The organism is Pseudomonas frederiksbergensis (genome assembly GCF_003732665.1).
GTDB classification, from domain to species: domain Bacteria; phylum Pseudomonadota; class Gammaproteobacteria; order Pseudomonadales; family Pseudomonadaceae; genus Aquipseudomonas; species Aquipseudomonas frederiksbergensis_G.
The window spans coordinates 154,090-180,555 of the sequence record NZ_MOBP01000013.1 but is presented as its reverse complement, the minus strand read 5'-3'; the positions used below and the strand labels follow the sequence as shown (position 1 = coordinate 180,555).

General features: G+C 61.3%; 21 protein-coding genes. 8 read left to right on the top strand and 13 right to left on the bottom strand.

Translation table 11 applies throughout. The features are described 5' to 3' along the window. The first annotated feature begins 7 nt into the window (after window positions 1-7). From BK665_RS21245 to BK665_RS21230, 4 genes are read left to right on the top strand one after another with little or no spacing between them, the layout of a single operon-like run. Window positions 8-883, top strand: coding sequence for a metal ABC transporter substrate-binding protein (locus tag BK665_RS21245; protein ID WP_123408595.1), 876 nt, complete (start codon window positions 8-10; stop codon window positions 881-883). After that, window positions 880-1,440, top strand: coding sequence for a gamma carbonic anhydrase family protein (locus BK665_RS21240; protein ID WP_123408594.1), 561 nt, complete (start codon window positions 880-882; stop codon window positions 1,438-1,440). The genes BK665_RS21245 and BK665_RS21240 overlap by 4 nt, the downstream gene beginning before the upstream one ends. 2 nt (window positions 1,441-1,442) lie before the next feature. Further along, window positions 1,443-2,780: a dihydroorotase gene (locus tag BK665_RS21235; protein WP_123408593.1), complete on the top strand. Its 1,338-nt coding sequence runs from the start codon at window positions 1,443-1,445 to the stop codon at window positions 2,778-2,780. A gap of 26 nt (window positions 2,781-2,806) precedes the next feature. After that, window positions 2,807-3,700 carry a His/Gly/Thr/Pro-type tRNA ligase C-terminal domain-containing protein gene (locus tag BK665_RS21230; RefSeq protein ID WP_123408592.1) on the top strand — a complete coding sequence of 298 codons (894 nt, stop codon included), beginning with the start codon at window positions 2,807-2,809 and terminating at the stop codon, window positions 3,698-3,700. Between the two features lie 88 nt (window positions 3,701-3,788). Here the strand turns inward: BK665_RS21230 and BK665_RS21220 are convergent, their stop codons facing one another. Beyond that, the gene (locus BK665_RS21220; RefSeq protein WP_123408590.1) at window positions 3,789-4,310 is read right to left on the bottom strand and encodes a DUF3617 domain-containing protein; all 522 of its coding nucleotides are present in this window, start codon (window positions 4,308-4,310) and stop codon (window positions 3,789-3,791) included. Window positions 4,311-4,441: 131 nt separating this feature from the next. Between BK665_RS21220 and cls the strand changes: the two genes are divergently transcribed. Further along, entirely contained in the window at window positions 4,442-5,881 is a 1,440-nt protein-coding gene (gene cls / locus BK665_RS21215) for a cardiolipin synthase (RefSeq protein ID WP_123408589.1), read from the top strand. Here the strand turns inward: cls and cfaB are convergent. The 5 genes from cfaB to hflK (BK665_RS21190) all read right to left on the bottom strand — a co-directional run bounded on the left by cfaB (window position 5,878) and on the right by hflK (BK665_RS21190) (window position 13,253). After that, window positions 5,878-7,062, bottom strand: a complete 1,185-nt coding sequence (gene cfaB / locus BK665_RS21210; RefSeq protein ID WP_123408588.1) for a C17 cyclopropane fatty acid synthase CfaB — start codon at window positions 7,060-7,062, stop codon at window positions 5,878-5,880. The genes cls and cfaB overlap by 4 nt on opposite strands. Before the next feature lie 227 nt (window positions 7,063-7,289). Continuing rightward, window positions 7,290-9,200, bottom strand: a complete 1,911-nt coding sequence (locus BK665_RS21205) for a heavy metal translocating P-type ATPase (protein ID WP_123408587.1) — start codon at window positions 9,198-9,200, stop codon at window positions 7,290-7,292. Then, window positions 9,197-10,255: a protease modulator HflK gene (hflK, locus tag BK665_RS21200; RefSeq protein ID WP_123408586.1), complete on the bottom strand. Its 1,059-nt coding sequence runs from the start codon at window positions 10,253-10,255 to the stop codon at window positions 9,197-9,199. Before hflK (BK665_RS21200) ends, BK665_RS21205 begins: the two co-directional genes overlap by 4 nt. Further along, window positions 10,252-11,292 (bottom strand): protease modulator HflC, encoded by a 1,041-nt coding sequence (hflC, locus tag BK665_RS21195; protein WP_123408585.1) that lies wholly within the window; start codon window positions 11,290-11,292, stop codon window positions 10,252-10,254. The genes hflK (BK665_RS21200) and hflC overlap by 4 nt, the downstream gene beginning before the upstream one ends. Further along, window positions 11,289-13,253, bottom strand: coding sequence for a protease modulator HflK (hflK, locus tag BK665_RS21190; RefSeq protein ID WP_123408687.1), 1,965 nt, complete (start codon window positions 13,251-13,253; stop codon window positions 11,289-11,291). The genes hflC and hflK (BK665_RS21190) overlap by 4 nt, the downstream gene beginning before the upstream one ends. 224 nt (window positions 13,254-13,477) lie before the next feature. Here hflK (BK665_RS21190) and lpdA point away from each other — a divergent pair, with 224 nt between their 5' ends. After that, entirely contained in the window at window positions 13,478-14,878 is a 1,401-nt protein-coding gene (gene lpdA / locus BK665_RS21185; RefSeq protein WP_123408584.1) for a dihydrolipoyl dehydrogenase, read from the top strand. 118 nt (window positions 14,879-14,996) lie between these two features. Here lpdA and BK665_RS21180 read toward each other — a convergent pair whose 3' ends face one another. After that, the gene (locus tag BK665_RS21180) at window positions 14,997-15,470 is read right to left on the bottom strand and encodes an Lrp/AsnC family transcriptional regulator (protein WP_123408583.1); all 474 of its coding nucleotides are present in this window, start codon (window positions 15,468-15,470) and stop codon (window positions 14,997-14,999) included. A 145-nt stretch (window positions 15,471-15,615) separates the two neighbouring features. Here BK665_RS21180 and BK665_RS21175 point away from each other — a divergent pair, with 145 nt between their 5' ends. Then, on the top strand, window positions 15,616-16,245 hold the full coding sequence (locus tag BK665_RS21175; protein ID WP_123408582.1) for a LysE family translocator: 630 nt from the start codon (window positions 15,616-15,618) through the stop codon (window positions 16,243-16,245). Window positions 16,246-16,248: 3 nt separating this feature from the next. Here the strand turns inward: BK665_RS21175 and BK665_RS21170 are convergent, their stop codons facing one another. The 6 genes from BK665_RS21170 to BK665_RS21145 form a co-directional block, all read right to left on the bottom strand. After that, entirely contained in the window at window positions 16,249-18,384 is a 2,136-nt protein-coding gene (locus BK665_RS21170; RefSeq protein ID WP_123408581.1) for a hypothetical protein, read from the bottom strand. Next, the gene (locus BK665_RS21165) at window positions 18,371-19,567 is read right to left on the bottom strand and encodes a DUF3142 domain-containing protein (protein ID WP_123408580.1); all 1,197 of its coding nucleotides are present in this window, start codon (window positions 19,565-19,567) and stop codon (window positions 18,371-18,373) included. Before BK665_RS21165 ends, BK665_RS21170 begins: the two co-directional genes overlap by 14 nt. Window positions 19,568-19,716: 149 nt before the next feature. Further along, window positions 19,717-20,538 (bottom strand): class I SAM-dependent methyltransferase, encoded by an 822-nt coding sequence (locus tag BK665_RS21160; protein ID WP_123408579.1) that lies wholly within the window; start codon window positions 20,536-20,538, stop codon window positions 19,717-19,719. Continuing rightward, entirely contained in the window at window positions 20,532-21,686 is a 1,155-nt protein-coding gene (locus tag BK665_RS21155; RefSeq protein WP_123408578.1) for an acyltransferase family protein, read from the bottom strand. Before BK665_RS21155 ends, BK665_RS21160 begins: the two co-directional genes overlap by 7 nt. Next, a complete protein-coding gene (locus BK665_RS21150) occupies window positions 21,683-22,987 on the bottom strand; it encodes a glycosyltransferase (protein WP_123408577.1) in 1,305 nt (434 codons plus the stop codon). The genes BK665_RS21155 and BK665_RS21150 overlap by 4 nt, the downstream gene beginning before the upstream one ends. Further along, window positions 22,981-24,546 carry a glycosyltransferase gene (locus BK665_RS21145; protein WP_259699644.1) on the bottom strand — a complete coding sequence of 522 codons (1,566 nt, stop codon included), beginning with the start codon at window positions 24,544-24,546 and terminating at the stop codon, window positions 22,981-22,983. Before BK665_RS21145 ends, BK665_RS21150 begins: the two co-directional genes overlap by 7 nt. 535 nt (window positions 24,547-25,081) lie before the next feature. On the opposite strand from BK665_RS21145, the gene BK665_RS21140 reads away from it, so the two are divergent. Next, a complete protein-coding gene (locus BK665_RS21140) occupies window positions 25,082-26,449 on the top strand; it encodes a glycosyltransferase family 4 protein (protein ID WP_123408575.1) in 1,368 nt (455 codons plus the stop codon). Window positions 26,450-26,466: the final 17 nt, after the last annotated feature.

The window sequence follows — 26,466 nt, the reverse complement described above, 5'->3', positions numbered from 1 at the left end:
TTTCCCGATGCGCGCTTTACTCGTGCTGTTCAGTTTGATGCTGTCGATGTCGCTGTCCGCCGCAGAAAAACTGCAGGTGGTCACCAGTTTCAGCATCCTCGCCGACATGACCCATCAGGTCGGCGGCGAGCATATCCAGATCACCAACATGGTCGGCCCGGACGCCGATGCCCACACCTACGAGCCGACCCCGGACGACGCCAAGGCCTTGCTCAAGGCCAGGCTCATCATCAAGAACGGCCTCGGCTTCGAGCCGTGGCTGGATCGTCTGGTGACCAGCACTGAAACCAAAGCTCCAGTGATCAGCGCCAGTCACGGTGTGATTCCGCGTTCGCTGGATGAAGACGGCGAAACCATTCCCGACCCACACGCCTGGCACAACCTGGCGAACACCGAGCTGTACATTGCCAACATCACCAAAGCGTTGATCGCCGCAGACCCGGCGAACAAGGCCGACTACCAGCGCAACAGCCAGGCCTACCTCAAACAGATCTACGCCCTGCTCGCCGAAGCCAAGGCCAAGCTCGGTTCGCTGCCGCCGGGCAACCGCAAGATCGTCACGTCGCATGACGCGTTCGGCTATCTCGGCCAGGCCTACGGTATCGACTTCATGGCGCCCCAAGGTCTGTCCACAGAGCGCGAACCTTCCGCCGCCGAAGTCGCAGCGTTGATCACCCAGATTCGTCAGGCCAAAGTCAAAGCGGTGTTCATGGAAAACATCAAGGACGCGCGCCTGCTCAAGCAGATTGCCGATGAAAGCGGCGCACACATCGGCGGCACCTTGTACTCCGATGCATTGGCGGCAAGCGGTCCGGCCAGCACCTTCGCCGGGTTGTTCGAATACAACCTCAACACCCTGTACGACGCGTTGAGCAAGCCATGATCCGGAAGAATCCTTCGGGTGATCTGCCGGTGATCGCGGAGTCTGCCTACGTGGATAAAACCGCGATCATCTGCGGCAAAGTAGTGATCGGCGAGAACGTCTTCGTCGGTCCCTACGCGGTGATTCGCGCCGACGAAGTGGACGCCTCGGGCGAGATGGAGCCGATCACCATCGGCGCCAACTCGAATATCCAGGACGGCGTGGTGATCCATTCCAAGTCCGGCGCGGCGGTGACCATCGGCGAGTTCAGCTCCATTGCCCACCGCTCCATCGTCCACGGTCCCTGCACTGTTGGCGACCGGGTGTTCATCGGCTTCAACAGTGTGTTGTTCAACTGTTCGGTGGGTAACGGCTGCGTGGTGCGGCACAACTCGGTAGTCGACGGCCGGGACTTGCCCGATGCCTTCTACGTGCCGTCCACTACCCGAATCGGCCCCGGCACCGACCTGTCGCAGTTCCCGCCGGTGAGTGTCAGCGCCTCGGAGTTTTCCGAGGATGTGGCGCGCACCAATGTCGATCTGGTGCGCGGCTACAAAGCCCTGCAGAACGAGTTCTGACCATGAGCAGCGTGCTGATTCGCAATGCCCGGTTGGTGAACGAAGGTCGTGAGTTTGACGGCGATCTATTGGTCAGCAATGGTCGTATCGTCAAGATCGCCAGCAGCATCGAAGGCGAAAAGGCGAACGTGGAAATCGATGCCCGGGGTCAGTGTCTGCTACCGGGGATGATCGACGACCAAGTGCATTTCCGTGATCCGGGGGCGCCGGACAAAGGCAGTTTCTACACCGAATCCCGAGCAGCGGTGGCCGGTGGCATCACCAGTTTCATGGACATGCCCAACACCCGTCCGGCCACCCTGACCCTCGAAGCGCTGGCCGATAAAAAGCGCCGGGCGGCGATCAATTCCGTAGCCAATTACGGGTTTCACTTCGGGGTGAGCAACGACAATCTCGACACTGTTGCCGCGCTCAACCCTTGCGAAGTGGCCGGGGTGAAAGTGTTCATGGGCGCCTCCACCGGCAACATGCTGGTGGACGATCCGCGGATACTTGAGCGGCTGTTCGCCGAGGTGCCGACGATTCTGCTGGCTCACTGTGAACACACGCCGAGCATCGACGCCAATGCCGCAACGTTGAAAAAGCTGTACGGCGAACAGATTCCCCCAAGCGCCCATCCGCTGATCCGCAACGCCGAGGCCTGCTTTCGGTCTTCTTCAATGGCCGTGGAATTGGCCAGGCGCCACGGCACTCGATTGCACGTTTTACACCTGACCACTGCACTGGAACTGGCGTTGTTCGAAGACAAACCCCTGAGCCAGAAGCGCATCACCGCCGAAGTCTGCCTGCACCATTTGTTGTTCGATGATCGCGACTATGCGAGCCTCGGCAACCTGATCAAATGCAACCCGGCGATCAAATCCCAGAGCGACCGTGATGCGCTACGCCAAGCGTTGCTGAGCAACCGACTGGACGTGATCGGCAGCGATCATGCGCCCCACACCTGGGCCGAAAAACAGCGGCCGTATATGCTGGCACCGTCCGGCTTGCCGCTGGTACAACACGCCCTCCCCGCGTTGCTGGAGTTGGTCGCGGACGAAGTACTGCCGATCACCACCCTCGTGGCCAAGACCAGTCACCGCGTGGCCGATCTGTTCGCGATCCCTGACCGTGGTTATCTGCGCGAAGGCTACTGGGCCGATCTGGTACTGATCAAACCCGAGCCCAATGGCGTTGCCGTTTCCCAGCAACCGATCCTCTCCCAGTGCGGCTGGACGCCGTTCGCTCACCACCGTTTTCGCCACAGCGTCAGCACCACCCTGGTGTCGGGGCAAATTGCCTGGCACGCCAATCGTCTACATGACAACTGCCAGGGTTTGCCCCTGCGGTTCATGCGCTAACGCCTTCCTTGCCGAGACCCGTGACCATGATCCACATCACCCTACCCGATGGTTCACTGCGCGAATACGATCAGCCATTGTCGGTGTTCGAAGTCGCGGCGAGTATCGGGCTCGCGCTGGCCCAGGCTGCGGTGGCCGGCCGGGTGGACGGTGTATTGGTCGACTGTGGCTTCATGATCCAGGGCGATGCCCGGGTCAGTATCGTCACGCCTCAAGAGCCGGATGGTCTGGAGATCCTGCGCCGCTCCTGTGCGCTGATGTTGGCCATGGCGGTCAAGCAGCTGCATCCAAGTGTCCTGCTGCTGAAGGGTTCGGCACTGGGCGACGGCTTCTTTTATGAGTTTGCCTTGCAGCGCACGCTGACACTGGCGGATCTGATCCCGATTGAAGTGCGGATGCGCATGCTGGCGGCAACCAACCATTCGATCCGGCAGCGACCATTGTCCGCCACCGAACAGCATTCGGTGTACTGCATGGGCGACAGTGAATATTTGTCCAAGGGACCGCACGTCCCCGCTACCAAAGTGCTGCAAGCCTTTGCCCTTGAGCATGTCGGCGGCATGGCGCTGCAACGGATTTATGGGACTTGCTGGCCGAGCCAGGAGGAACTGGAACATTGGCGAACGCCGCCCCAGGTAATGCTGGTGAACATTGATGAGCGCCAGATCGCCTTCGCCCAATCAGTGACTGAGCAACTGCGACGTAGCGGGATTCACGCCCATGTGGACCTGCGCAACGAAAAGATCGCCCACAAGATTCGCGTGCACAGTGAGCGTAACGTGCCGTATCTGTTGGTGGTCGGAGAGAAAGAAAAGCACGGCGGGTTTGTCAGCGTGCGCAGTTGCAGCGGGGAGGATTTCGGGCGGATGAGGATTGATGAGGTGTGTGGGTTTTTACATCCCAAAGATTGCGGGGTCTGACAGGACGCCTTCGCGAGCAAGCCCGCTCCCACATTGGTTTTGTGAACGACACAGATCCAATGTGGGAGCGGGCTTGCTCGCGAAGCTTTTAAGCTCTTGGTTTAACAGTGCCGCAATCCTGCCCCAGCCAAACCGCGCGGGTATCCAGGCTGCCCTTCTGCTGAATCCCGGTGGCATTGAACGTGCCATTGACCTTGGTGGTGAACTCGCGATCACTGAGGAACGTCGCCACACCCGTACCCTGCGCTTTCGGGCAACTGAAGCGGAATTTCCACTGGTTGCCGGTGCGGTCGGTGATTTCCTGCTTGCAGCCCGATTGCGGGTCCGTCAGCGGGATATTGTCCGACGCTACCTGGGCCTGGGTCAGACAGGCACGAATCCCCTTGCCGCCCATGGTGATGCCCTGCTTCTCCAGTTGCGCCCGTTGCTCCGGGGTCATCTGGCTTTGCAACTGGCCGAGGATCAGTTGCAAATCCGGCAGGTTCTGGTCGTCGACCTTCATGTTGCTCGTAGTCAATTCCCACAGGCCCGGTTGCAGCATCTGCGCCTGAGCCACCACAGGAAGGGACAAACCAAGGGCCATGGCCAAGCCCAGCAGACGAACATTCATCGAGTAACTCCTGATCAATAGTGGCCGTTAGACGTCAGCCATGGGCTTCGGTTCATGGGCTAATTAAATAGCGACATTCTGCACGGAACATGGTCTTTTACGCATTGAATCTTCAGGAGCAAGGTTGCCCCATGGATTATTTTGGACCGCACATTTTCGGTTATCTGATCGCGTTGCTGCACTCGCTGGGCCTGATCGCCGCCATTCACGCCGTGTTGACCGTCCGCACCGCCCAAGGCTCGATCGCCTGGGCCCTGTCGCTGCTGTTCATCCCCTACCTGACGCTCATTCCGTACCTGGTCTTCGGTCGCAGCACCTTCGATGGCTACATTAAGGCCCGGCGCCAGGCCAACGAAGAAATGCGCAAGGCCATCTCCGAGCTGAATTGGCGGCCCTGGGTCGAAGAAGCCCTGACCGCCCGCGCCTCCAATGCCTACGCCTCCTTGAGAGCCATGCCGAAGCTGGGACGCATGCCGTGCCTGGCGAATAACGAAGTGCGCCTGCTGATCAACGGCACCGCCACCTTCGAGGCGATTTTCGAAGCCATCAGCAACGCGAAAGAAGCGGTGCTGATCCAGTTCTTCATCATCCACGACGACCGCCTCGGCAAACGCCTGCAAGCCCTGCTGCTGAAGAAAGCCGCCGAAGGCGTGACCGTGCATTTACTGTACGACCGTATCGGCAGCCACTCGTTGCCCCACAGTTATGTGCAGCCGTTGCGCGAGGCCGGCGTCGAGGTCAAGGCCTTCGCCACCCGCAGCGGCTGGCTCAACCGTTTCCAGGTCAACTTCCGTAACCATCGCAAGATTGTGGTGGTGGACGGTGTGCTGGGCTTCGTTGGCGGGCACAACGTCGGCGATGAATACATGGGTGAAAAGCCGCCCCTGGCGCCCTGGCGCGATACCCACGTGCAAGTGCGCGGGCCGGTCGTGGCGAGCATGCAGGAATCATTCGCTGAAGACTGGTTCTGGGCTGCACGCTCCCTGCCGCCGCTGATCCTGCCGGACACGTACCCGGACGACGGCGTGCTCTGCCAATTGCTTGCCAGCGGTCCGGCGGATTCCTACGAGACCTGTTCCCTGTTCTTCGTCGAAGCCATCCATGCGGCGACCGAACGGGTATGGATCACCAGCCCCTACTTCATTCCAGACGAAGCGGTATTCGCTGCATTGCGCCTGGCGGTCCTGCGCGGTGTGGATGTGCGACTTCTGCTGCCATCGCGCCCGGACCACCGCATCGTCTACGCCGCCTCCAGCCTGTATGCCTTCGAAGCCGTGCGCGCCGGCGTGCGGGTGTTCCGTTACGAACCCGGGTTCCTGCATCAGAAAGTGGTGTTGATCGACAGCGAAATCAGCGCCATCGGCAGCGCCAATCTGGACAATCGTTCGTTCCGACTGAATTTCGAAGTGATGTTGCTGACGGTCGACAGCGCGTTCGCCGCCGAGGTGGAGCAGATGCTCAATGACGACTTCGCCCTTTCCCACGAAATCGCCAAAGAAGAAAGCCGGGAGACCCACCGCTTGCAACAGATCGGCATGCGGGTCGCCCGGCTTATTTCCCCGATTCTCTAGGGGTTGTAGATGTCGTCGCGGGTCCAGGGCAGTTCATGGCTGCCGTCCGGGTGGGCTTTCACTGCGAGAATCTGGTGCAGGTTGATCCAGCCCTTGGCGAACGCGTAGGCGCAACCGGCCAGGTACAGCCGCCAGATTCGCAACGCCTGTTGCGGCACCTCTTTGGCGGCGGCTTCCAGGTTGTCTTCCAGGCGTTCGCTCCAGTGATCGAGGGTGCGTGCGTAATGCAGGCGCAGGCTCTCGACATCGACGATCTCCAGCCCGGCTTCGCTGATCTCGGCCGAAATCATCGACAGGTGCGGCAGCTCGCCGTTGGGGAACACGTACTTCTCAATGAAATCACCGGCGCCACGCCCGACCGGACGGCCATCGGTGTACTTCGCGGTGATCCCGTGATTCATCACCAGACCGCCCTCCTTCACCGCGCCGAACAGGATCTTGCAGTACTCGGCCAGGTTCGCATGACCGACGTGTTCGAACATGCCGACGCTGACCACTTTGTCGAAGCGCCCATCCTGGGGTAAGTCGCGGTAGTCGAGCAGTTGCAGTTCAATCAGATCTTCCAGGCCTTCTTCCTTGACCCGTTCACGGGCCAGCGCCAGTTGCTCTTTACTCAGGGTGATCCCGAACACTTTCGCGCCGAATTCCCGGGCCGCGTACCGCGCCAACCCACCCCAGCCGCAGCCGACGTCCAGCAGATAGTCGCCCGGTTGCAGCCGCAGCTTGCGACACAGGTGACGAAATTTGGCTTGTTGGGCTTGCTCCAGGGTTTCGCTGCCGGTCTCGAAATAGGCACAGGAATAGGCCATGTCGCTGTCGAGCCATAGCTGATAAAACGCGTTGGAAAGGTCGTAATGGTAGGAAATCGCCTTGGCGTCGGTTTCCTTGTCGTGGACGAGGCGCACCGGCTGACTGTCGGTGTCGCCCAGCAATGCCTGGCTCCACTCATCGCAGACGCGGATCACGTCGCTGATGGAGCCTTCCAGCTCAAGTTTGCCTTCGACAAACGCCGCTCCTAGCGCATCAAGGCTTGGATGGGTCAACTGGGTAACCATTTGTGGGTCCTTTACCACAATGGTGACGCTGGGCGTCGGGCCCAGATTGAATTCATGGCCATCCCAGAGTCGCAGGCGAAGCGGTAACTGCAGATTCTGTAAGGCCGGTGGAAGTTGCGCGAGCATGGAAAATCCCCCTTATTTCAGACGTCTGATTTGAGGGTAGACCATCTTAGAAAAATAGCTGGCTATCGATTTAATAGCCTTTTTCTATATAGCTCGCGACGCTTCAAACCGCCGTCGTGAATCTGACAACCAATGGTCCACACCTAGATGACTACGAAGTGAGCACACAGTTCTAAAAAGTTCAGAGCGCGGATATCTCCCGGTTTAGAGCGTTCTCCAAGGGTATATCAGACTTCATCTTTCAATTTGAGCAGCGGCTCCTGAAACCGCAGCAAACGTCCGGCGTTGCCCAATACCAACAGCGTGCTCAAGTTGTGCAGCAACGCGGCAATCATCGCCCCCGCCGCACCGAGCCAGCCGAATGCGGCGAAGGCGACGATCGCCAGGGTCCAGCCCAGACCGATGATCACGTTGACCTGCAAGGTCTGGCGGCATTGGCGACTCAGGCGCACGCAAGTGCCGAGCCGCCGCAGGTCGCTGCCGATCAGCACAATGTCCGCCGAGGCCAACGCAATGTCCGCCCCACCGGCGCCCATGGCCACGCCGACAACGCCGGCCTTCAACGCCAGAGAGTCGTTGATGCCATCGCCGACCACCATCGGCCGGAAGCCGTTGCCGATTTCCGTCATGACTCGGTTGAGTTTGTCCTCGGGCAAGGCCTGGGCTTCGACGTCGCTGATGCCGACGTCGCGGGCCAAGGTATGCGCAACACTTTGCCGATCCCCCGTGAGCAGCAATTGCCGACCCAGGCCAAGCTCGCGCAATTCATTCAAGGCAAACCGCGCTTCCGGTTTGATCGTGTCCGCCAGCAACAGCCAGGCGAGGAATTCTCCGTTCAGTGCCAGGCCGGCAATCGGTCCGTCGTGATCCGGCACCGCAGACGTATCGATACCCAACTGCGCGAATAACTCCGGACGTCCGAGGGCGGCTTCGCCCTGCTCCGTCATTGCCACCACGCCCAAACCCTGGCGTTCGTGAATGTCCGAGAGCAGCAGGAAATGCTCCTGAGTGACCAGGCTGGCCAACGCGCGACTGACCGGGTGACTGCTCGCCGAGCCGAGGCTGGCGGCGAGTTTGAGCACGTGACTGCGATCTTCCAACGGGCTGTCGATGGATTGCAGGCGCAACGTGCCGAAGGTCAGCGTCCCGGTTTTATCCACCACCAGTGAGGTCAGGTCTGCCAGTTCTTCGAGGAATGCCGAGCTGCGAATCAGAATCCCATGACGCGCCGCCACCGCCACCCCGGCAATCGCCGTGGCCGGTGCCGACAACACCAATGCGCAAGGGCAAGCAGCGACCAACACCGCGAGCATCGCCTGGGCATCGTTGGTCACGAACCAGGTGACTGCCGCCAGCAACAACACCAGCACCATGTAGCTGCCGGCGTAACGCTCCAGCAAACGGGTGATCGGTGGCTTGGAACGCTCGGCGCTTTGCATCAGCGCGATGACTTTGCCGAGGGTCGATTCGTTGCCAGTGCGGGTCACTTCAATGCGCAGCAGTCCATCGAGGTTGATCGCGCCGCCGAACACGGTCATGCCGACCACCGCCTCCAACGGCACTGACTCGCCGGTAATCGATGCGGTGTCGAGGCTCGCCTGACCGGACAACACGCGGCCATCGGCAGGCACGCGATCACCGGCGCGCACTTCCACGAGGTCGCCCGCCTTGAGGGTGCCGTTATCGACTTCGACGATGGCGCCGTCGGCCTGCACCTTGCGCGCATGGCTGCGGGTCAGTTTGCCGAGGGCATGAATCGCTTCCTGGGAACCGATCACACTGCGCTCCTCCAACACGTGGCCGAAGATCATGATGATCGGCAGCAACGCAGCGGTGAGCAAATCACCAGTGGCCCAAGCGCCGAGCATGGCCAGGGCAATCAACTGATCGGTGATCCCGTGCAAGCTCGGGTAACGCAAGCTGTACCAGGCCGAGCGCATCACCGGCACGGCCACCAGGATCGAGGCAAAACCCAGCAGCAATTGGCTGACCCCGGTTTGCTCCGGTGAGACCCAGCGCCACATCAGCCCCAGCGCGAGCAAGCCCAAGGCAAGCATGGCCAGGGTCAGTTGGCGCGCGGCGCTGCGTTGCTCGGCCGAGGACAACATGCTCGGTGCGGCGGCGGATTGGGCAGTCATTGTGCAGCTCCCTGAATGATCAGGCGGGAATCGTCTTTCGGATCGACCGTGGTCACCGAACCGGCCTGGCCGAGAATCTTCGGCATCCGTTCACGGTAAATGCGCAGCAGCATTTGTGGGTCGGTGCCCTGCTGTTGCGCCTGGGCCAGGCTCAGCACCGTGGCGGTATCGGCCGAGGCTTTGGCCAGTCGTTCACTGGCTTGGGCATGGGCCACTTGCAGGGTGCGGTCGGCTTGTTCGTTGGCGGTCTGGGTGAGTTTTTCGGCCTCGGTACGCGCATTGGCCACGGCTTTGTCGGCTTGCTGACTGGCGGTCAGAACGGCGTTGAACGCGTTCACCGCCGGGCCGGGCAGACTTGATTGCACATCGACTCGGGCGACTTCAATACCAATCCCCTGCCCGGTCGCGCTCAATTCGGACAGGCGTTGGTTGATGCCTTGCACCAGATCACCGCGCAGGCGTTCACGACGTTCGGCGGCTTTGTTATCGGCGCCGATCAGCTCGGGACGCGCCACCAGGATCGTGTCCAAGTCGCGGGCGGCGGTGAGCGCAACGGCGCTGCGGGTGACCAGTCGATCCAGCGCCGGCAGCACATGTTCGCCTTGCAGGACGAAAGCGTACGGATCGGTGACTTTGTAAAACACCCGTACATCCAGTTGCACCACGCCAGCATCACCGGTCAGCAAATAACCGGAGCCTGCCAGTGCATCGCTCAGTGGCGTGGCGAAGGTCGCGACCCGATCAGCCTGTAACGCCACGTCGCTGCGCAGCAGATTTTCCACCCGGCGTTCGATCACCCGGTCTGCTGCCGGCAACAAAATCACCTGCTCGAATGGACGCGGCCAGGCCAACAACAGACCGGCATTCTGAATGCGATCCAGCGCACCAAAGTGCAACACCACGGCACGATTTTGCGGATCAATCTGCCGCACATTGGAGAACGCCCAGGCCAAAGCGGCCAGCACCGTGACCGCGTAAAGCGCCAGAAAAGCCAAGCGCCCGGCCTGAATCCAGGGGCTGCTTAACTCATTTGTTCCACGTGGAACCAAATTCATGGCTGCGATCCGGACTTGTTTTCGAGGCTTGGCGGACCGTCTACCAACACCCGGAATGGCGCGGCGTCGGTGCGCAGAATCAGTTTGGTGCCCGGTGAAACAATCGTGCCCAAGGTGTCGAGGGAGCGCAGCAAGTTGTAGAGCTGCGGCGATCCCGCGTAGGCGCGGCCGTAAATCTGCGCCGCTTCGACTCGGGATTGCGCTTCGATGTCGGCGGCTTTCACCGTGGCATCGGCCTGCACGATGCGCGCATCACGCTCAGCGGCGGAACGGATTTGCGCCGCTTCACGTTTGCCGATGGCGGTGCTTTCGGTAGCAATTGTTTCACGCTCGGCGCGCATGCGATCGACCGTAGCGGTGAGGGTCACCGAGGGCAGGGTCAGGCGTTCCACGCCGACTTGCAGCACGCGCACGCCATAAGTGGTTAGCAACTGCTGATCAATCTGCTGACGCAGCTGCGCTTCGAAATCGGCAATGTGCACCTTATTGGCATCGGTGTTGACCAGGTTGGCCAGGTCAAAACTGCTCGCCGTGGTTTCCAGCGCCGAGCCGACGAAGGTGCGAATCTGCCGCGCCGCTTCATCCGGCTGGTTCTGCACCGCGCGCATAAAACGCTGAACGTTGTCCGGGTCACCCTGCACCTGCCACGCCACGTAGGCCTGAACAATGATGCGCAAACCGTCCCGGGTGCCGACGTCCTGCAAACCGCTCGAGGTGGTGCGCAACCGCAGGTCCACCGGAATCGCCGCTTCGAACGGCGCCGGCCAGCGCCAGCCCAGGCCCGGTTCCAGCAACACCCGGGACGGATTGCCGAAACGGGTAATCACCGTGGCCTCCCCCGAACGCACCTGCACCAGGCTTGCGGCGGCGATGGCGAACGCCACCAGCAACGCCGCCCAGCCCATGCGTCGCCATGGGAACGGCCCGGCTTCCTGGGGATCGCCGTGGTGATGGTGATGATGACCGTGGTAATGCCCGCCATGGCCGTGATCGTGGCCAGTGTGGTAATCGTGATCGTGAGTGTGGGACTGGCTCAATAGGTGGCTCCTGGCTGAGCGGTGTTACGCGGCGACGCAGGGTCAGCCGGCAGCGTGAACGTACGCAGGTCAATGGTCGGCGCATTGCTGCTGCCGCCCAGGCGATGATCGAGAACCAATAGCTTGGCATTGGCCAGGCCCTGGGTCAGTTGACTGAAATATTGCTCCAGCACAAAGGCCTGGCCGGCGCTGGCGTAGGCTTTGCGCTCGGCGCTGAAGCGCAGGTCGGCCGCCTGGGCTGTGGCGTTGATTTCCCGGGCGTTGGCGGTGGCTTGGTCCCGGGCAATGCTGGCCTGCAACTGCGCCTGATTGGTCGCCTCCGCTGCGGCGCCGCGTTCACGGGAGATCAACGCCTGCGCACCAATCTGCGCTGCTTGCACAGCGTGATACGCATTGGCGGCACCGGCCGGCGGATGAATCGCCTCGACCACGGTGGCGAGGATTTCCACGCCGCTGTCGAGTTTTTGCAGGTCCGTTTGTACGGCGCGACCGATCTCGTCCCCCAGCCCTACCCTGTCTTCGCCCAGCAAACCGTCGAGGGTTCGCGAAGCGAAATCGTGCACCAGAATCCGGCTGGCGGTGCTGCGAATCAGCGTCGGCACATCGGCACTGTTATAGGTCGCGGCCAACGCATCCTTGTCACTGAGGCCGATGCGATAGACGAAACGCACGTCCATGTTGACGATCTGGAAGCTCTGCTTGTCCGCACGGCTGCTGGCGATAACCTGGGATTTATCGTTCACATGGCTGGCGTCCCACAGCCGATTGGCAATCGCCGGGGCCGGGCCTTCGGCGGGTTCTGCCACCACCGGGGCCGATGCTTCACCGACGCTGGTGGCCAACTCGTGGACCACACCATTCTCGACGCTCAACACCCTACCCAACGGCCAGGGCAAACCGGCGTGCAAACCGGGGCCGAACACCTCCACCGGTTTGCCGAAACGTTCGTAGATGCCACGCCCTTGCAGGGCAATTTCATGAATACCCGTGAGCGCCCAACCGACCATCGCCACCACTGCCAACACCGGTAAAAACGCCCGGCGCATGTAAGTGAAGGCCCAGATTTGCCGCAGGTCGATGCCGAACCGGTTGTGCAATTCGTGCTGCAAGGCCAGCAACGGTTGGGGCGGCCAGCGCAGCATGTCGGCGACAAAGCTGCGGGCCAGCAGCGAGGGTTCCAGTTGTTCCCGTTGCGGACTGAACAGCGACAACACGGCACGCAGCAATAATTCCGCGGCCACCAGCCCCGGCAACAAACCGATCAGCACCGCCAGACGCACCGGCCAGACTGAAGTGTCGTTGCCGAACAACAAGCACAGCGCGCTCAACACCAGGCAAATGATCGCCACGCGGCTCAGTTGCGCCAACGCCCCGGCTTCGGGCCATTCGGCGAGGTTTTCCTGGGCCAGTTGCCGCTCCAGCACCAGCAACCCGAAGGCCAGCAATAACGACAGCGCGGCGCCGACACTCGCCGATAATCCCAGGGCTGCGGGCGCCAGGGCGAGGTTCCAGACCTGGCCGATGCAGTACAACGTCAGAACGGTCCAGCCAACCAGCCATAACGTCGGTGCACCGATCTGCCCCAGCAGATGCACCCAGCGCTGACCGATCCGGTCCAGCAAACGTTCGTACCAACCCGTCGGTTCGACTGTTTCTTCGTCGACAACCACCGGCACCGACACGACTGGATTCATCGCCCGGGCGCGCCATTGCGTCACCCACCACGCCGATTGCACACCGGCGACCAGCACCAGCAACCCGGCACTCTGGTTGACCAGCAGCGCGCCCCACAGCGATTGCGGTGCAAACAACGCGACGAAGAACGCCAGCACCAGCCCCGCCGCCGCCAAGGCACTCAGGCCAATGGCGTACAGGCGCAATCGCCGCCCGTGAAAGAGCGCCTGCTGAAAGCGCGGCAACCCGGCTACTTGCGTTGCATCGACATCAAGATCGACTTGCATACCACCCCAGTGTTTATCGTTGCTGACGTCAAACCCCGTCACATCTCGTTACCTTATAACGAAAGTGGTGAAATTTCCGTTCTAAATAGCTGTATCTAAAGGTGCGCAACCTGTCGCTTAGCTGAAGCCTTGACCGAAATGCCCGGAAACGCACATATTACGCTCGTAATTTTTTCCGCCAGCTACGTTTATCGATCCGGTCTTTTCTTTCCAGGAGTAACAGCATGAGCACTTATGACGTCGTGATTCTGGGCGGAGGCCCGGGCGGTTATAACGCAGCGATCCGCGCCGGCCAGCTCGGTTTGAAAGCCGCTTGCGTCGAAGGTCGCGCCACCCTCGGCGGCACCTGTCTGAACGTCGGCTGCATGCCGTCCAAGGCGTTGCTGCACGCTTCCGAACTTTACGATGCGGCCATGGGCGCGGAATTCGCCAACCTGGGGATTGAGGTCAAACCGACCCTCAACCTCGCGCAGATGATGAAGCAGAAGGATGAAAGCGTTGCCGGGCTGACCAAGGGCATCGAGTTTCTCTTTCGCAAAAACAAAGTCGACTGGATCAAAGGCTGGGGCCACATCGACGGGCCGGGCAAGGTCACCGTCACCGATAGCCAGGGCGCCAAGACCGAGCTGAGCGCCAAGGACATCATCATCGCCACCGGCTCCGAGCCCACTCCCCTGCCCGGCGTCGACATCGATAACCAACGCATCCTCGACTCCACCGGCGCGCTGTCCCTGGCCGAAGTGCCGAAGCATCTCGTGGTGATTGGCGCGGGGGTGATCGGCCTGGAGCTGGGCTCGGTCTGGCGGCGTTTGGGCGCCCAGGTGACGGTGGTCGAGTTTCTGGACCGGATCTGTCCCGGCGTCGATGGCGAGGCCGGTAAAACCCTGCAACGCTCGCTGACCAAGCAAGGCATCAGCTTCAAGTTGAGCTCAAAAGTCACCAGCGCCACCGCCTCGGCCAACGGCGTGCAACTCAGCGTCGAACCCGCCGCCGGGGGCACCGCTGAGTTGCTGGAAGCCGATTATGTTTTGGTGGCCATCGGCCGCCGGCCTTACACCCAAGGCCTGGGTTTGGAGAACGTTGGCCTCGCCACTGACAAACGCGGCATGCTCGCCAACAAGGGGCATCGCACCGAAGCCGCCGGGATCTGGGTGATCGGCGACGTCACGTCCGGGCCGATGCTCGCCCACAAGGCCGAAGACGAAGCCATGGCCTGCGTCGAGCAGATTGTCGGCAAGGCGGGCGAGGTCAATTACGACCTGATTCCCAACGTGATCTACACCAAACCGGAACTGGCCAGCGTCGGCAAGACCGAGGAACAGCTCAAGAACGAAGGTCGTGCCTACAAGGTCGGCAAATTCCCATTCACCGCCAACAGCCGGGCGAAGATCAATCACGAGACCGAAGGCTTCGCCAAAGTGCTGGCCGATGAGCGCACCGACGAAATACTTGGCGTGCATCTGGTCGGGCCGAGCGTCAGTGAAATGATCGGCGAATATTGCGTGGCCATGGAGTTCAGCGCGTCTGCCGAGGACATTGCCCTGACCTGCCATCCGCACCCGACCCGCTCCGAGGCATTGCGCCAGGCGGCGATGAATGTGGAGGGGATGGCGACGCAGATGTAGTGGGTAGCCGGATAGATTGATGTCGTCAGTTCGGCCGTCTTCGCGAGCAAGCCCGCTCCCACATGGGAATGCATTTCAACTGTGGGAGCGGGCTTGCTCGCGAAGGGACCGACTCGGTCTAAAGCGGCAAATGTTCCAGAGGCAACGCCCCCGGCGTCTTCACTGTGTGAATCGCAAAGTTGCTGCGAATGTCACTCACCCCCGGCAACTTCAGCAAGCGCCCGGTGAGAAACCGGTCGTAGGCGCGCAGATCCGGCACCACCACTTGCAGCAGGAAATCCGATTCCCCGGACACCAGGAACGCCGAAATCACCTCGGGCAACGCCGTCACCGCCAGGCGAAACGCTTCGGCCTGTTCATCGTTGTGGCGTTCAACCTTGACCCCGACAAACACCGTCAACCCCAGCCCGACTTCGTCGCGATCAAGATTGGCCTGATAGCCGCGAATCACCCCGGCCTCTTCGAGCATCCGCAACCGGCGCAAACACGGTGATGCCGACAAACCGATCTCTTCGGCCAATTGCACATTGCTCAGGCGCCCGTCCCGTTGCAGGGCGGCGAGGATCTTGCGGTCATAGGCATCCAGTTTCATGGTGTGGCAGATCCTGATGGTGAGTGCGACGTTACGTGGCAGGTTATGCCAATCCATGCCGTATTAAAAGCAAACTACGCAAGCACCTGCCCTGCCCTCCCGCTCTAGACTGGCCCTACCAAATCGACAACGAATGGGGTGCGACATGGCAGGACTGTGGCTGTTTTTCATGGCATTGGCGGTGGTCTTTCTGTTGCCCGGCCCGGACATGATTCTGCTGCTGCAAACCGGTGCTCGCCAGGGCAAAGGTGCGGCGCTGGCCACGGCGGTAGGCCTGGGGATTGCCCGGGGTTGTCATGTGGCGTTGGCGGCGCTGGGGCTGGCGGCGTTGTTCAAGGCTGCGCCCTGGACCTTCGAGGTGGTGCGCCTGGCCGGGGCCGCGTACCTGTTATGGATCGGCATTCAGTGCCTGCGCACCACGATGCTGCCGAACCTGAATGGCGAAGGCGAAATCGCCGGGAAACCGCGCTGGCGCGCGTCGATCCAGCGCGGCTTGCTGACCAACCTGCTCAACCCCAAGGCCTTGTTGTTCTGCTCGGTGTTGCTGCCGCAGTTCATCAATCCCCAGGCCGGGCCGGTGCTGGCTCAGTTCGCCGTGCTTGGCGTGATACTGGTGGGCGTCGGTTTGCTGTTCGACAGCGCTTACGCACTGGCCGGCGCCGCGCTGGGCCGTTGGCTGCAACGCAGTCCATCGGCCCAACGGGTGCAGCAATGGCTGTTCGGCAGCCTGTTGATCGGTTTCGCCCTGCGGCTGACCTTCGTGCAGCAGGCGTAAGCCTTACTGCGCATTGCGGCGGCGACGACGATTGATCAACCACAGCGCCGCCGCCACGACCACCACGACACTGCCAAACTGCACCGGTTTCTTATACGGCCGTAGCGTTGAACGTGCGGCATCCACCACTTGGGTCACATAGCGTTTGCTGGCGTTCTGGAAGTCCGGGGAGTGGCACTGATGGCCAAAATCCCCGGCCCAGTACACGTAAGGGCCTTCGTCGACGTAACGCTGGTAAAGCGCGCTTTGCTCTTCGAGGCTGGAATTCCAGCTCGATGCCGTACACAGCACCGCCGCAAAAGCCTGGCTGGTGCGCGGCAGGTTATCGGCGGCGCGGCTGGCCAATGCCGTGGCGACAAACCGGTAGTGGTAGCGCTCGTTCGGTTTCGCCGCGCTGGCCTGCTGGCGCTGTACCTCCCCTTCCGCCACCAAGGGGCCGACTTTCAGCTCGGGGGTTTCCAAGCTGTAGTTACCGCCGAACGTGGCGTAATCCGGGGCCATCTCATAGCCCAGGATCTCCATCCCCCAGAGCCGAGCGAAGCTCGCGGCATTGAACAACGCAGCGGCGCGGGTGGTGGGCCACCACGCCGCGTCGGCCTCATGACGGAAGTGCGTATAGTTCTTGGCCTTGTTCTGTAAGTCGACGTTATCGAAATACCCCGGCGCCTCGTCGTAACGCTCTTCCCGCAACAACCGCCGCCCGAGCAAATTGCGCAAACTCGCCGCCACCGGCAACGGCACATAGTTGTCCCGTTCCTGCTGGGTCAGCGGCGGCGGTGCCGGCACTTGGGTGTCGACGTAATGCTTGAGCTCATCGACGGTCAGCACCCGCTCGGCGACCGTAGCGGCGTCGAGCCAATACACACCTTTGCTGCGATAAAGCTGATCGAAGGCTTGCAGGTAATCCCCGCGCTCCAGCGCGAGAATCGCGCTTTCACCTTCGACCCGGCACTTGGGCTGGACGCTTTCAAAATCCCAGTCCGCGGTGCGTCGTCCGCCCCAAGACTCATCCTGCGGGAATGCCTGGGCGGCTTTCGCATAGGCCGCAGCGGCAGCGGTTTTATCACCCTCGCGCAGCGCCAGTTTGGCCCGCACCCACCAGGCCAGGCCGCCGTCCCCCGCGTGCTCGACAAAGGCTTTGGCGCTGACGTAATCGCCCTGCTGATAATTCATCGCCGCCAGTCGATCAGCATTGTCGAGGCTGCCGCGAGTGCTGTTTTGCAGCAATTGGATCAGTTTCTTCTCGCTCGGCGGTTGATCACCAAATGACCAGCCAACCCGACTGACCAATGAGGCTGTAACCAATTGCTGCACGGTTTTGCCTTTGAGCAATTCGGCCAGTTGATCGTCAGGCAAAGCACTGAGTTCGCCCATCAATTGCTTGAGCGAGGAGTACCCCACCGCCGAACCGTGGATATTTTGTGTGGCATAGAGTTCGATGGCGCGGTTCCAGTCGCCCGCCGTGAGCACCACTCGGGCTTCTTCGCCGAGGCTGGCAACCCCCAGTTCCAGCGGATCGCTGAAACCATCGATGCTCAACTGACGGGTCTGCTCGAACGCCTTTTGCGATTGCGCCAACAGATCAGGCCCGGCGCCCGCCTCGTCGCTCATGGCGAACAGCGCCCGGCCCAAAGAGTAAGCCGCCCACGTGCTGCGCAATGCACGTTGATCGGCCGGCAGCGCCAGCACTTTCTGGAAGTACTCGGCGGCCAACCCATGCTCGCCGGCATTGAAGGCCACGGCGCCCGCCAGGTACAGGCGCACATCCATCGGCAAACTCGCGCCTTGGCTTTCCACCTCATGGGCGTCTGTCAACGTACGCAGTTGCTTCACCAGCGCTTGCTGCTCCGGGGTCAAACCGGCCTGTTCAGCCTGGTCTCGTTGATCGGTGTAGCTCGGCGCATCGCCGTAACCGTAATCCGGGTTGTTGGTGGCGGCGGTGACATTTTTCAGCCCGGCGATGGCATGCCCAAGACGATTGATCTCGAAGGCGAAGTTGCCTTCCGGCAGCTCCGACAGTGACTGGCCACGGTTATCCAGCAGGCGCATGGGAAAGTCCGGCCCGCAGGCCAGCGCCGAACCCAGCGGCAAGCTGAGGCTCAGGCAAAGCAGATGGCGGGGCCAGTTACGGGTCAACATGCGAACCTCCTTGATCAATATGTGTGCAACGTGCCCAACCGATGGCGCGCTGTCCGCCGGCCGGCATTCGGCCGTCGCGCAGGCGGGTGAAGGTAAGCAGATCCGGGCTTTGTTGCAACGCATAACCGGCCAGGGCATCGGCGCCGTCACAGCCTTGCACCGCCAGCGTCAGGCGCTCGGGCCAGGCGCTGTCGAGATTGCCCTGATTGGTGATGGCAATGTCATAGAGGCCATTTTGTTCGGAGAGTTGCAGGTGCAGGCGACTGTCGAGGACATCACCGCGGGCCACGGCGCCCAGGGTGGTCAGGCTCCAGGCTCGGCGGTCACCGGCCAGCGGCAGGCGGAACCAGATCAGCCCCGCCAGATGGGCCGGCGGATGCTTGCGCAACTCGTTGCCGAGCGCGCTCAATTGCTGTGGATCGGCCAGCAATTCCCGACGTTTGCCACCGCGCTCGAGGGGCACTTCGCTTTCCACCACCGGCGCGCCATCGGCGTCCGGCAACAACGCCACGCCATAGGCCGGCAGTGCCAGGTAGAAGGGTTTGCTCGTGATCCGACTCCAGGCCTTGGCCCATTGCCTGGCCTGGTCCGGATCGAACAAGCCTCGCCGTGGATCACTGACCGCGTGCACCTGCAAGACGCTGCTGTCGACGGTCGCCAACAACCCTGGCAACTCGGGGCTGTCGAGCCAGGCCGGAAGCGCGGTGATGCTCAGGGGTAAAGACGCCGGCAGCGCGGCGCGCAGTTGCGTGAGAAAAGCCCGATAGGCTGGCAGCCGGGCGTTGCCGGCATCGTGGTCGATTTCCACCCCGGCCAGGGTCAGGCCTTGGGCTTGCCAATCGCCGAGCACTTGCTGGGTCTGCGCAATGACCTCGTCCTGATCCAGCGCCTTGAGCTGGCCGTCCAGGCGAATCACCGCAATCAGCGGCCGCCCATCCTGCTTGAGCAACCCCGCGTCAACCCGCGCCCGACGCCAGCCTTCCTGGGGAAACGCCTGCAACGCCAGCACCCGCAAGGTCGAGAAATCGGTGCGGCTGTCCCGCAACGCGGCTTCGTGGGCCGGGGTCCATTGGCGTTGCCAGATGTAGAGTTGTTGATCGAGTGGCAGAGCGTTGGGCTGTTCGCAGCCGTTGAGCAACAACAGCGCAGTCAGCAGAACCGAGAGACGAACGAAAAACGGCATGAAATCCCTGATCCCTACAAACACAGGCCGACAGGGTACACAAAACCCCTGTGGGAGCGGGCTTGCTCGCGAAAGCGGTGTGCCATTCAACATTTATGTGGCTGACACTGCGCATTCGCGAGCAAGCCCGCTCCCACAGTTGATCTTCATTAGGGCTTGCGGGCGATGATCACCTGACTCTTCGCCACCACTGCATCCAGCGCCTGCTTGATCTGCGCGCCCCGTGGCGAATCGAGGATCGCTTGCCAGGTATCGGCCCAATGATTGAGCAATGGGTGATCAGGCTGGCTGAAATCGACCTTGGCTTCCCAGAACAACAGCATCCACATCGACCAGTAGAACCCGTACTGGCTGTGGCTCAGGACTTCCAGGCCGGCGTCGCTGACCATGGCCTTGAACTGCTCTTCGCTGATGATGCGAATGTGGTTGGGCTTCTGGAAGTACTCCGGCGCGGCGATGTCTTTTTGCAGGTCTTCGGAGCTGGGGTGCGGCACGCTGAGCAGGTACAGCGCCCCCGGTTTGCCGACTCGCACCAGCTCGGCAAGGAATTGCGCCGGGTCGTCGACGTGCTCGATGACTTCGGTGGAGACCACGCGGGTGGCGGTGGCATCGGCAATCGGCAGCGGATTGCAGTCGGTGACGTGGCATTCAACGTCCCGGGCCGGGGTGTCGCCCAGACGCTGGCGAGTCGCCTCAACCTTGGCCGCATCGATGTCGGCAATGATGATCTTCGCCCCGCGCATCCCGCAGAAATGCACGTTGCCGCCATCACCGCAGCCGACGTCGAGCAAGGTGTCCTCGGCGGTCACCGGGAAACCGGTGAACAGCTCGCCGGTTTCCTGATTGAACCAGCCGCTGAGCATCGCATCGTGCAGGCCGAGCATGTACGGGTCGACCTTATCCACCACCGCTGCTACAGGCTGCGCGGGCGCGGGTGTGCCCGCCGTGAGTTTCTTCAAAAGGCTCAGCATGAGGTGGCTCCAGGAGATGAGACGGCGGTTCGGGACGTGCCCAGGCGTTGCACCAACGCGGCGCCGCGATTGCGCATGGGCATTTCGACGAAGCGGTAATTGAGCTCGCTCAACAGGGCGATCAGCCCGCCGGCGATAAGGATGGTCAGAATCGGATGGCCCGCCGGGCTCGGCAGACCGGCGCCCTGCAAACGGAAGATCACTTCACGCACCAGTGCATAGGCGGGAATGTGGATCAGGTAAATCCCGTAAGAGCGACTGCCAATCCACACCATCAGATTTTTCAGCAGACCCCGCGGCATCAAGTAGTCACGGTTGTAGGACGCGACCCAGACCAGCACCGCGCTGAGCACGGCAATCGCACCGATGCGGTAGTTGGTGAAGGTGAAGCGATCGGTGGCAATCACACTCATCGCCAGCGCCACGACCAGCAGCACCGACACGCCAGCCCAGGGTCGGCGCAGGAAGGTCGGCTCCCAGCGCATATAACCTGGCCGCGCACTCCACATCGCCAAGAGGATACCGAGGGCCAGGGCGTCGGTGCGCACCACCATCAGCAGCGGCGTGCGCAGGGTAAACAACTGCACCGCGACCAGCGCCAGCAAGGCCCAGACCAGGTGCTTGCGACAGATCAGGATCAGCAGCGGGAACAACAGGTAGAACTGCTCCTCCAGCGACAAGCTCCAGTACACAAAACTGGTGCCGTACTCGTAGCGATAGAAGCTGTCGGCGAAGCGGAAGTTGGCAAACTGCGCGACCCCGGCCAGGGTTGCCTGAAGGTTGGCGTGCAAGCTGCCGAACGCCCCGGAGCGGTTGATCAACACACAGGCCAGCAGCATCAGTGCCAGCCACAGCCACGCCGACGGCAACAAGCGAAAGGCCCGGCGCAGCCAGAAGTTGCGCGTCTGCTGCCAGTATTCCTGACGCGTGCTGCAACCCTGCAAGGCGGGGATCAGGCTGCGGGCGATGACGAAACCAGAGATGGCGAAAAACAGATCGACGCCCCACCAGGGTTGGCCCCAGCCATGGATTTTTTCCAGCAACGGCACCGGGTCGGTGAACAGGCTGCCCGTCAGGTGATGAAACAACACGCCGAGCACCGCAATGCCGCGCAACAGCTCGATGTCCATGATCCGTTTGCTGGTCATGTCTCGGGGGTTTCCAAGGCAGATACAGCGCGGGTTTCGATCAGGTCGGCAAAAAACACCTTCAGCCGTTGTTCGGCGGTGGCCTGGCTGCAGAAGTTCTTGAGGCTGGCCACCGCGTGGGCGGACATCCTCGAATAACGCTCGGGATCACCCTTGGCCACCTCATAGCTGGCCCGGTACGCCGTGCACAACGAAGCCCAATTGGTGATGTAGCGCAACGTGCGGAACGCCCGACGCGGGTCGTGGGGCCAGGCTGTCAGCTCGTCGGTGGTGTCGATGATGAAGGCGTTGTCGGCATTCAGGTAATCGAGCATCGCCGTGGTGCGCGGCGCTACCGCCGGTTTGCCGCAGGACATGAACTCCATCAGCGGTAGGCACTGGCCTTCGCCATACGCGGTGTTGACCACATAGCTGGTGGCTTCGACCAGACGCTCGTAATCCGCATCCGCCAGGTAGCCATAGATCAGCACGATCCGGCAGCGGTAGGACTGATTTTTGTACAAGTGATGAAGGATGTCGGCCAGGGCTTCTTCGGCATCGTGGTGGGTCAGTTTTAGCACCAGGGTCGCGTCCGGCGCGTCGCGGAACGTCACGCAGAAGGCACTGAGCATGTCTTCCCAGTTCTTGCGCCCGTCGCTGGGGTTGAACACCGAGGTGTAGATCACGCCGTCGAGGACCAATTCATGCTCACTGGCCGGCGCTTCGAAATCGATGCCCTCCCCCGTGCGCAAATGCGCCGGGCCAAACGCTTGCAGATCGAGTTGGCGACTGTCCGCCACCAAGCCCTTGATCTTCAACGTCACCTGATTGGCCAGTGGCTGGCGCTGCAACTGCGCGCCACGGGCAGCAAAACGGTCCCACACCGGCGCGGGCACGGCGACGATCGGATAATCCGCGCCCATCGCCTCGCGCACGGCGTTGACCGTATAGCTGGAGTGCGTGATGGCCGCGCCTGAAGCCCGCAACACGGTGCGCCAGTCATTGCGCGGCTCGCCGGCGAACGGTTCGTTGGGAATGGTGCTGAACTCCCAGGCGAACACCGCCAGGGTCGGACAGGCCAGGTGCACCGGCGTGCGATGGGGCGGTGAGAACGACAGGAATACGCAGTCTTCGCCACGAGCCAAGCAGTCGAAATACAGGGCATCGACTTCGGCTTGCGGATCGCTGACTTCGATGACCTGCCCCAATCGTTCCAGCACGGGCCGGTATTCCTTGAGCACGAAGTAATAGCTGTACTCCGAACGGCCAAGGTTCTGGGTGATGGTGTGCTGGTTGGTTTCCGAATGAATGATGATCAGCATGAGGCGTTATCCATCTCGGTCGCCGGCATCGCAGCCTGTGGCGCTAGCCCGAAGAAATCCGCCAGGCGCTGCTGCACCGGGGTGAACCCGCAGTAATCGTGCATGCGCTCGATCGCGGCCCGGGACATGCGCTGGTAATCCTGGGGTTGTTCCTTGGCCATCCGGTAGCTGTTTTCGTAGGCGGTTTTCAGCGACCCCCAGTCCGGGCGATAGCGCAGGGTGCGGTAAATGATGCGAGTGTCCTGGGGCCAGATGGTCAGTTCTTCGCTGGACTTGACCACAAACGCCACGTCCTCATCGATGTAGTCCTCCATCGCGGTGTGGTCCGGGGCGATCACCGGTTTGCCGCTGGCCATGAACTCCATCAGCGGCAGGCACAGGCCCTCGCAGCGTGATGCATTGACGTAGAAACTGGCGGCTTCGTAGAGCCGGGCGTATTGCGGATCGTCCAGATAGCCGTGCATCACCACCACCCGACAGGCGAATGGCGATAACTGCGCGAGCAAGGTCATCAGCTCGGTGTAATAGGACGACAGGTCGCTTTGGGTAATCTTCAGCACCAATGTGGCATCGTCGGTTTCACGGAATGCCCAGCAGAACGCGGTGATCAGTTGATGCCAGTTTTTTCGACCGTCGCGAGGGTTGAACACGCTGACGTAGACCACGCCATCCACCCCGATTTCGACCTGGCCACTGGTGTCGGGCAGATCCAGCGGAACGGGATCGGGCACCACAATCGGCTGCGGGCCAGCGATCGCTGGCAAGGCATTGGCCAATCGTTCATGAATCGGGTCCGAAAACAGATCGCGAATCCCCTCCCAATACCACTGCTTGAGAAAGTACGTGCGATGCACAGGCTCCGGCTGCATCTTGCCCAAGTCCAGCGCCCACAGCCGCAGAAAATGGCGGGCGATGACAAAGCGGCGCTTGAGCGTCAGCGGTGGCGGCCGCAGGGCCTCCAGTGCCGCCAGTTCCTCGGCGGTCGGCGGCTGCGGAAGAAGTGCATCGGCAGACAGCCCGAGAGTGCGGCTATCAAAGATGCAACCTTTGATCGCCAAGGTTGAACCCGGGTTGACCGGCGCGCTGGTGTGGTGACTGCGTATGGCTGCGAAGTTTTCCCATAAGGGTGTCGGCAATACCAACACCGGGAAGTCTGCACCCATTGCCCGGCGAATCGCCCGGGCGGTGTGACTGGAGAGCGTGATCACCCGCCCCTGGCGTGCAAGCATCTGCGTCCAGTCCTGGCGCGGGTCGTTGTCCCACTCTTCGTCCGGAATCGAATCGAACTCCCAGGCCACCACGCAGATCGTCGGGCAGTCCAGGTCATTCGGGGTTTTCTGTGGTGGCGTGAAGGACAGGAACAGGCTGTCTTCGCCAGCGGCGAGCAATTGTCGATAGAGGGGATCGACCTCTGCGACGCAAGACACCACATGCACCCGCCCAAGGCTTTCGAGCACCGGGCGATACGCCTTGAGCACGAAGTAGTAGCTGTATTCGGGACGGCCCAGACTCTGGCTGATGGAGCTGTCGTTGACGTCCGAGTAAAGAATGAAATTCATGGCATTCCACGATGAAACTGCCATCCCGGCAGCCTCACTCTATGACGGCAAAGCGACGGATCAAGTCGGTTTTACCGGCCCTCGCCCATCGTCTTCTTGCCCGTCTACGTTCTTGTTTTAATGGTCAGCTTCGGGAGGTTTCAAAACAACCCGGCCGAACCTTGAGTAATCGTGACGAGGTGCATTCTAAACACATCCGTTGAGGATTCGTGAACCGCCCAGCGAGAAAAATCAAGCTACGCTGAATGAGAACTGACCGGTCACGGTTGGACCTGTTGAAATTGCCGAGCAATTGGCACAAATTGGCTACCAAACAACTACAACAAATCATTTCGCCTGTCTTACGCACCTGAATCCAACCGGTCCGTCAGACATCTCCGCAAAGCCTGTAGGGGGATGGACGAAATGTATAACCAAGGGGCCGCTGTTTGAAAAAGCGTCTGTTCGTAAAGGGTCTGACTGGACTCGCAGAACAACATATCAAAGACTGCCGCATGACCATGCGCACCGGTTCGACTGCTCCGGAATGCTCGCTATGATCCGTCTATTGGTAGAGTGCACCCACGTATTCCAGCACCCCAAGGTCAATTCGGGTATTCAGCGTGTGGTGCGCAACGTCGTCAATCAACTGCCCAAAAGCATGAACGGCGTGGAGTGCATTCCGGTTGTGATGCTCAAGGGCAAACTCTATCGGGTGCTCAAGCTTGGTGCTTTGAACATACCGTTTTTCGATTGGATGATGACGTTCGCCGGCCGGTTGGAACACGTCGCCCATCACTTCTGGCAACTGCACCAGCGTCTCGACAAACGCTGCACCTCAAAATTTGCACGACGCCTGCTGTACGTGGCTTACCGCCTGACAGCACTGGCCTGTTTCAGCGTGCCGCTGCGGCTGATCGACCGGGTCAACCAGTATCAACTGCCCAAGCGCTGCGCGCCGCTGCAGCATCAGCCGGGGGATCAACTGGTGCTGCTGGATTCTTCCTGGCACCCCGACTTCTTCCCGTGGGCCGAACAACTCAAGCGCGATGGCGTCGGTATCGTGTCGGTGATCTACGACTTGATTCCGCTGACTCACCCGCAGTTTTACGACGCGCGACCGGTGCAGGTTTTCAAAGAGTGGTTCGACTGGATCAGCCGGACCGCCGACGGTTACGTGGCCATTTCCGCCACGGTGTGCGACCAGGTTCGTAAGGAATTGCAGCGCCGGGTGGGGCCCGGCAAAGCCAATGAACTGTGGTTCGACTATTTTCACCTTGGCTCCGAACTGGACCTGCGTGAAGCCAACGCCATTGTCGAGCCGCGCCTGAGTCGAATGTTCGAAACGGCGGATCCGGTGTTCCTGATGGTCAGCACCATCGAACCGCGCAAGAACCACGCCTTCCTGCTTGACGCCTTCGATCTCGCTTGGGCATCAGGTTCAAATGCCCGCTTGTGCATCGCCGGGCACATCGGCTGGAAGTGCGATGCACTGCTCAGCCGGGTGCGCAACCATCCACAGCTGAACAAACGGCTGTTCATGTTCAACGACTTGAGCGACACCAGCCTCGAATACGCCTACTCCCACGCCAGTTCACTGGTGTTTCCGTCCTGGGTCGAAGGCTTTGGCCTCCCATTGGTGGAAGCCATGCAGCGCGGCTTACCGGCGATGGGCAGCGATATTCCAGTCTTCCGCGAAATCGGCGGGGAGTTCATGGCCTACTTCGATCTGGCCGAGCCGCAAAGCCTGGCGGACCTGGTGGCCCGTCTCGAAAGCAGCGGCCAATTCCCGGCTGCCCGTGACGTCGCGGATTGGCACTGGATCAACTGGCGTGAAGCCAGCGAGCAAATGACCGAACGCACTCTGCGCAATCTTCAGCCAATGCTGGTGGAGACACAGAGGCGACATGCAAATTACCCTTAATACGCGGTTTCTCAAGC

Excerpts from the sequence above, each read along its gene's own strand:
- BK665_RS21160 (WP_123408579.1), bottom strand. The coding sequence starts at position 20,538 with ATGCTGAGCCTTTTGAAGAAACTCACGGCGGGCACACCCGCGCCCGCG.
- BK665_RS21170 (WP_123408581.1), bottom strand. The coding sequence starts at position 18,384 with ATGTTGACCCGTAACTGGCCCCGCCATCTGCTTTGCCTGAGCCTCAGC.
- BK665_RS21240 (WP_123408594.1), top strand. The coding sequence starts at position 880 with ATGATCCGGAAGAATCCTTCGGGTGATCTGCCGGTGATCGCGGAGTCT.
- BK665_RS21235 (WP_123408593.1), top strand. The coding sequence starts at position 1,443 with ATGAGCAGCGTGCTGATTCGCAATGCCCGGTTGGTGAACGAAGGTCGT.
- BK665_RS21145 (WP_259699644.1), bottom strand. The coding sequence starts at position 24,546 with ATGAATTTCATTCTTTACTCGGACGTCAACGACAGCTCCATCAGCCAG.
- BK665_RS21155 (WP_123408578.1), bottom strand. The coding sequence starts at position 21,686 with ATGACCAGCAAACGGATCATGGACATCGAGCTGTTGCGCGGCATTGCG.
- BK665_RS21245 (WP_123408595.1), top strand. The coding sequence starts at position 8 with ATGCGCGCTTTACTCGTGCTGTTCAGTTTGATGCTGTCGATGTCGCTG.
- BK665_RS21150 (WP_123408577.1), bottom strand. The coding sequence starts at position 22,987 with ATGCTGATCATCATTCATTCGGAAACCAACCAGCACACCATCACCCAG.
- BK665_RS21175 (WP_123408582.1), top strand. The coding sequence starts at position 15,616 with ATGGCAGGACTGTGGCTGTTTTTCATGGCATTGGCGGTGGTCTTTCTG.
- BK665_RS21165 (WP_123408580.1), bottom strand. The coding sequence starts at position 19,567 with ATGCCGTTTTTCGTTCGTCTCTCGGTTCTGCTGACTGCGCTGTTGTTG.
- BK665_RS21220 (WP_123408590.1), bottom strand. The coding sequence starts at position 4,310 with ATGAATGTTCGTCTGCTGGGCTTGGCCATGGCCCTTGGTTTGTCCCTT.
- hflK (WP_123408586.1), bottom strand. The coding sequence starts at position 10,255 with ATGAATTTGGTTCCACGTGGAACAAATGAGTTAAGCAGCCCCTGGATT.
- cfaB (WP_123408588.1), bottom strand. The coding sequence starts at position 7,062 with ATGCTCGCGCAACTTCCACCGGCCTTACAGAATCTGCAGTTACCGCTT.
- BK665_RS21180 (WP_123408583.1), bottom strand. The coding sequence starts at position 15,470 with ATGAAACTGGATGCCTATGACCGCAAGATCCTCGCCGCCCTGCAACGG.
- lpdA (WP_123408584.1), top strand. The coding sequence starts at position 13,478 with ATGAGCACTTATGACGTCGTGATTCTGGGCGGAGGCCCGGGCGGTTAT.
- cls (WP_123408589.1), top strand. The coding sequence starts at position 4,442 with ATGGATTATTTTGGACCGCACATTTTCGGTTATCTGATCGCGTTGCTG.
- BK665_RS21140 (WP_123408575.1), top strand. The coding sequence starts at position 25,082 with ATGATCCGTCTATTGGTAGAGTGCACCCACGTATTCCAGCACCCCAAG.
- BK665_RS21230 (WP_123408592.1), top strand. The coding sequence starts at position 2,807 with ATGATCCACATCACCCTACCCGATGGTTCACTGCGCGAATACGATCAG.
- BK665_RS21205 (WP_123408587.1), bottom strand. The coding sequence starts at position 9,200 with ATGACTGCCCAATCCGCCGCCGCACCGAGCATGTTGTCCTCGGCCGAG.
- hflK (WP_123408687.1), bottom strand. The coding sequence starts at position 13,253 with ATGCAAGTCGATCTTGATGTCGATGCAACGCAAGTAGCCGGGTTGCCG.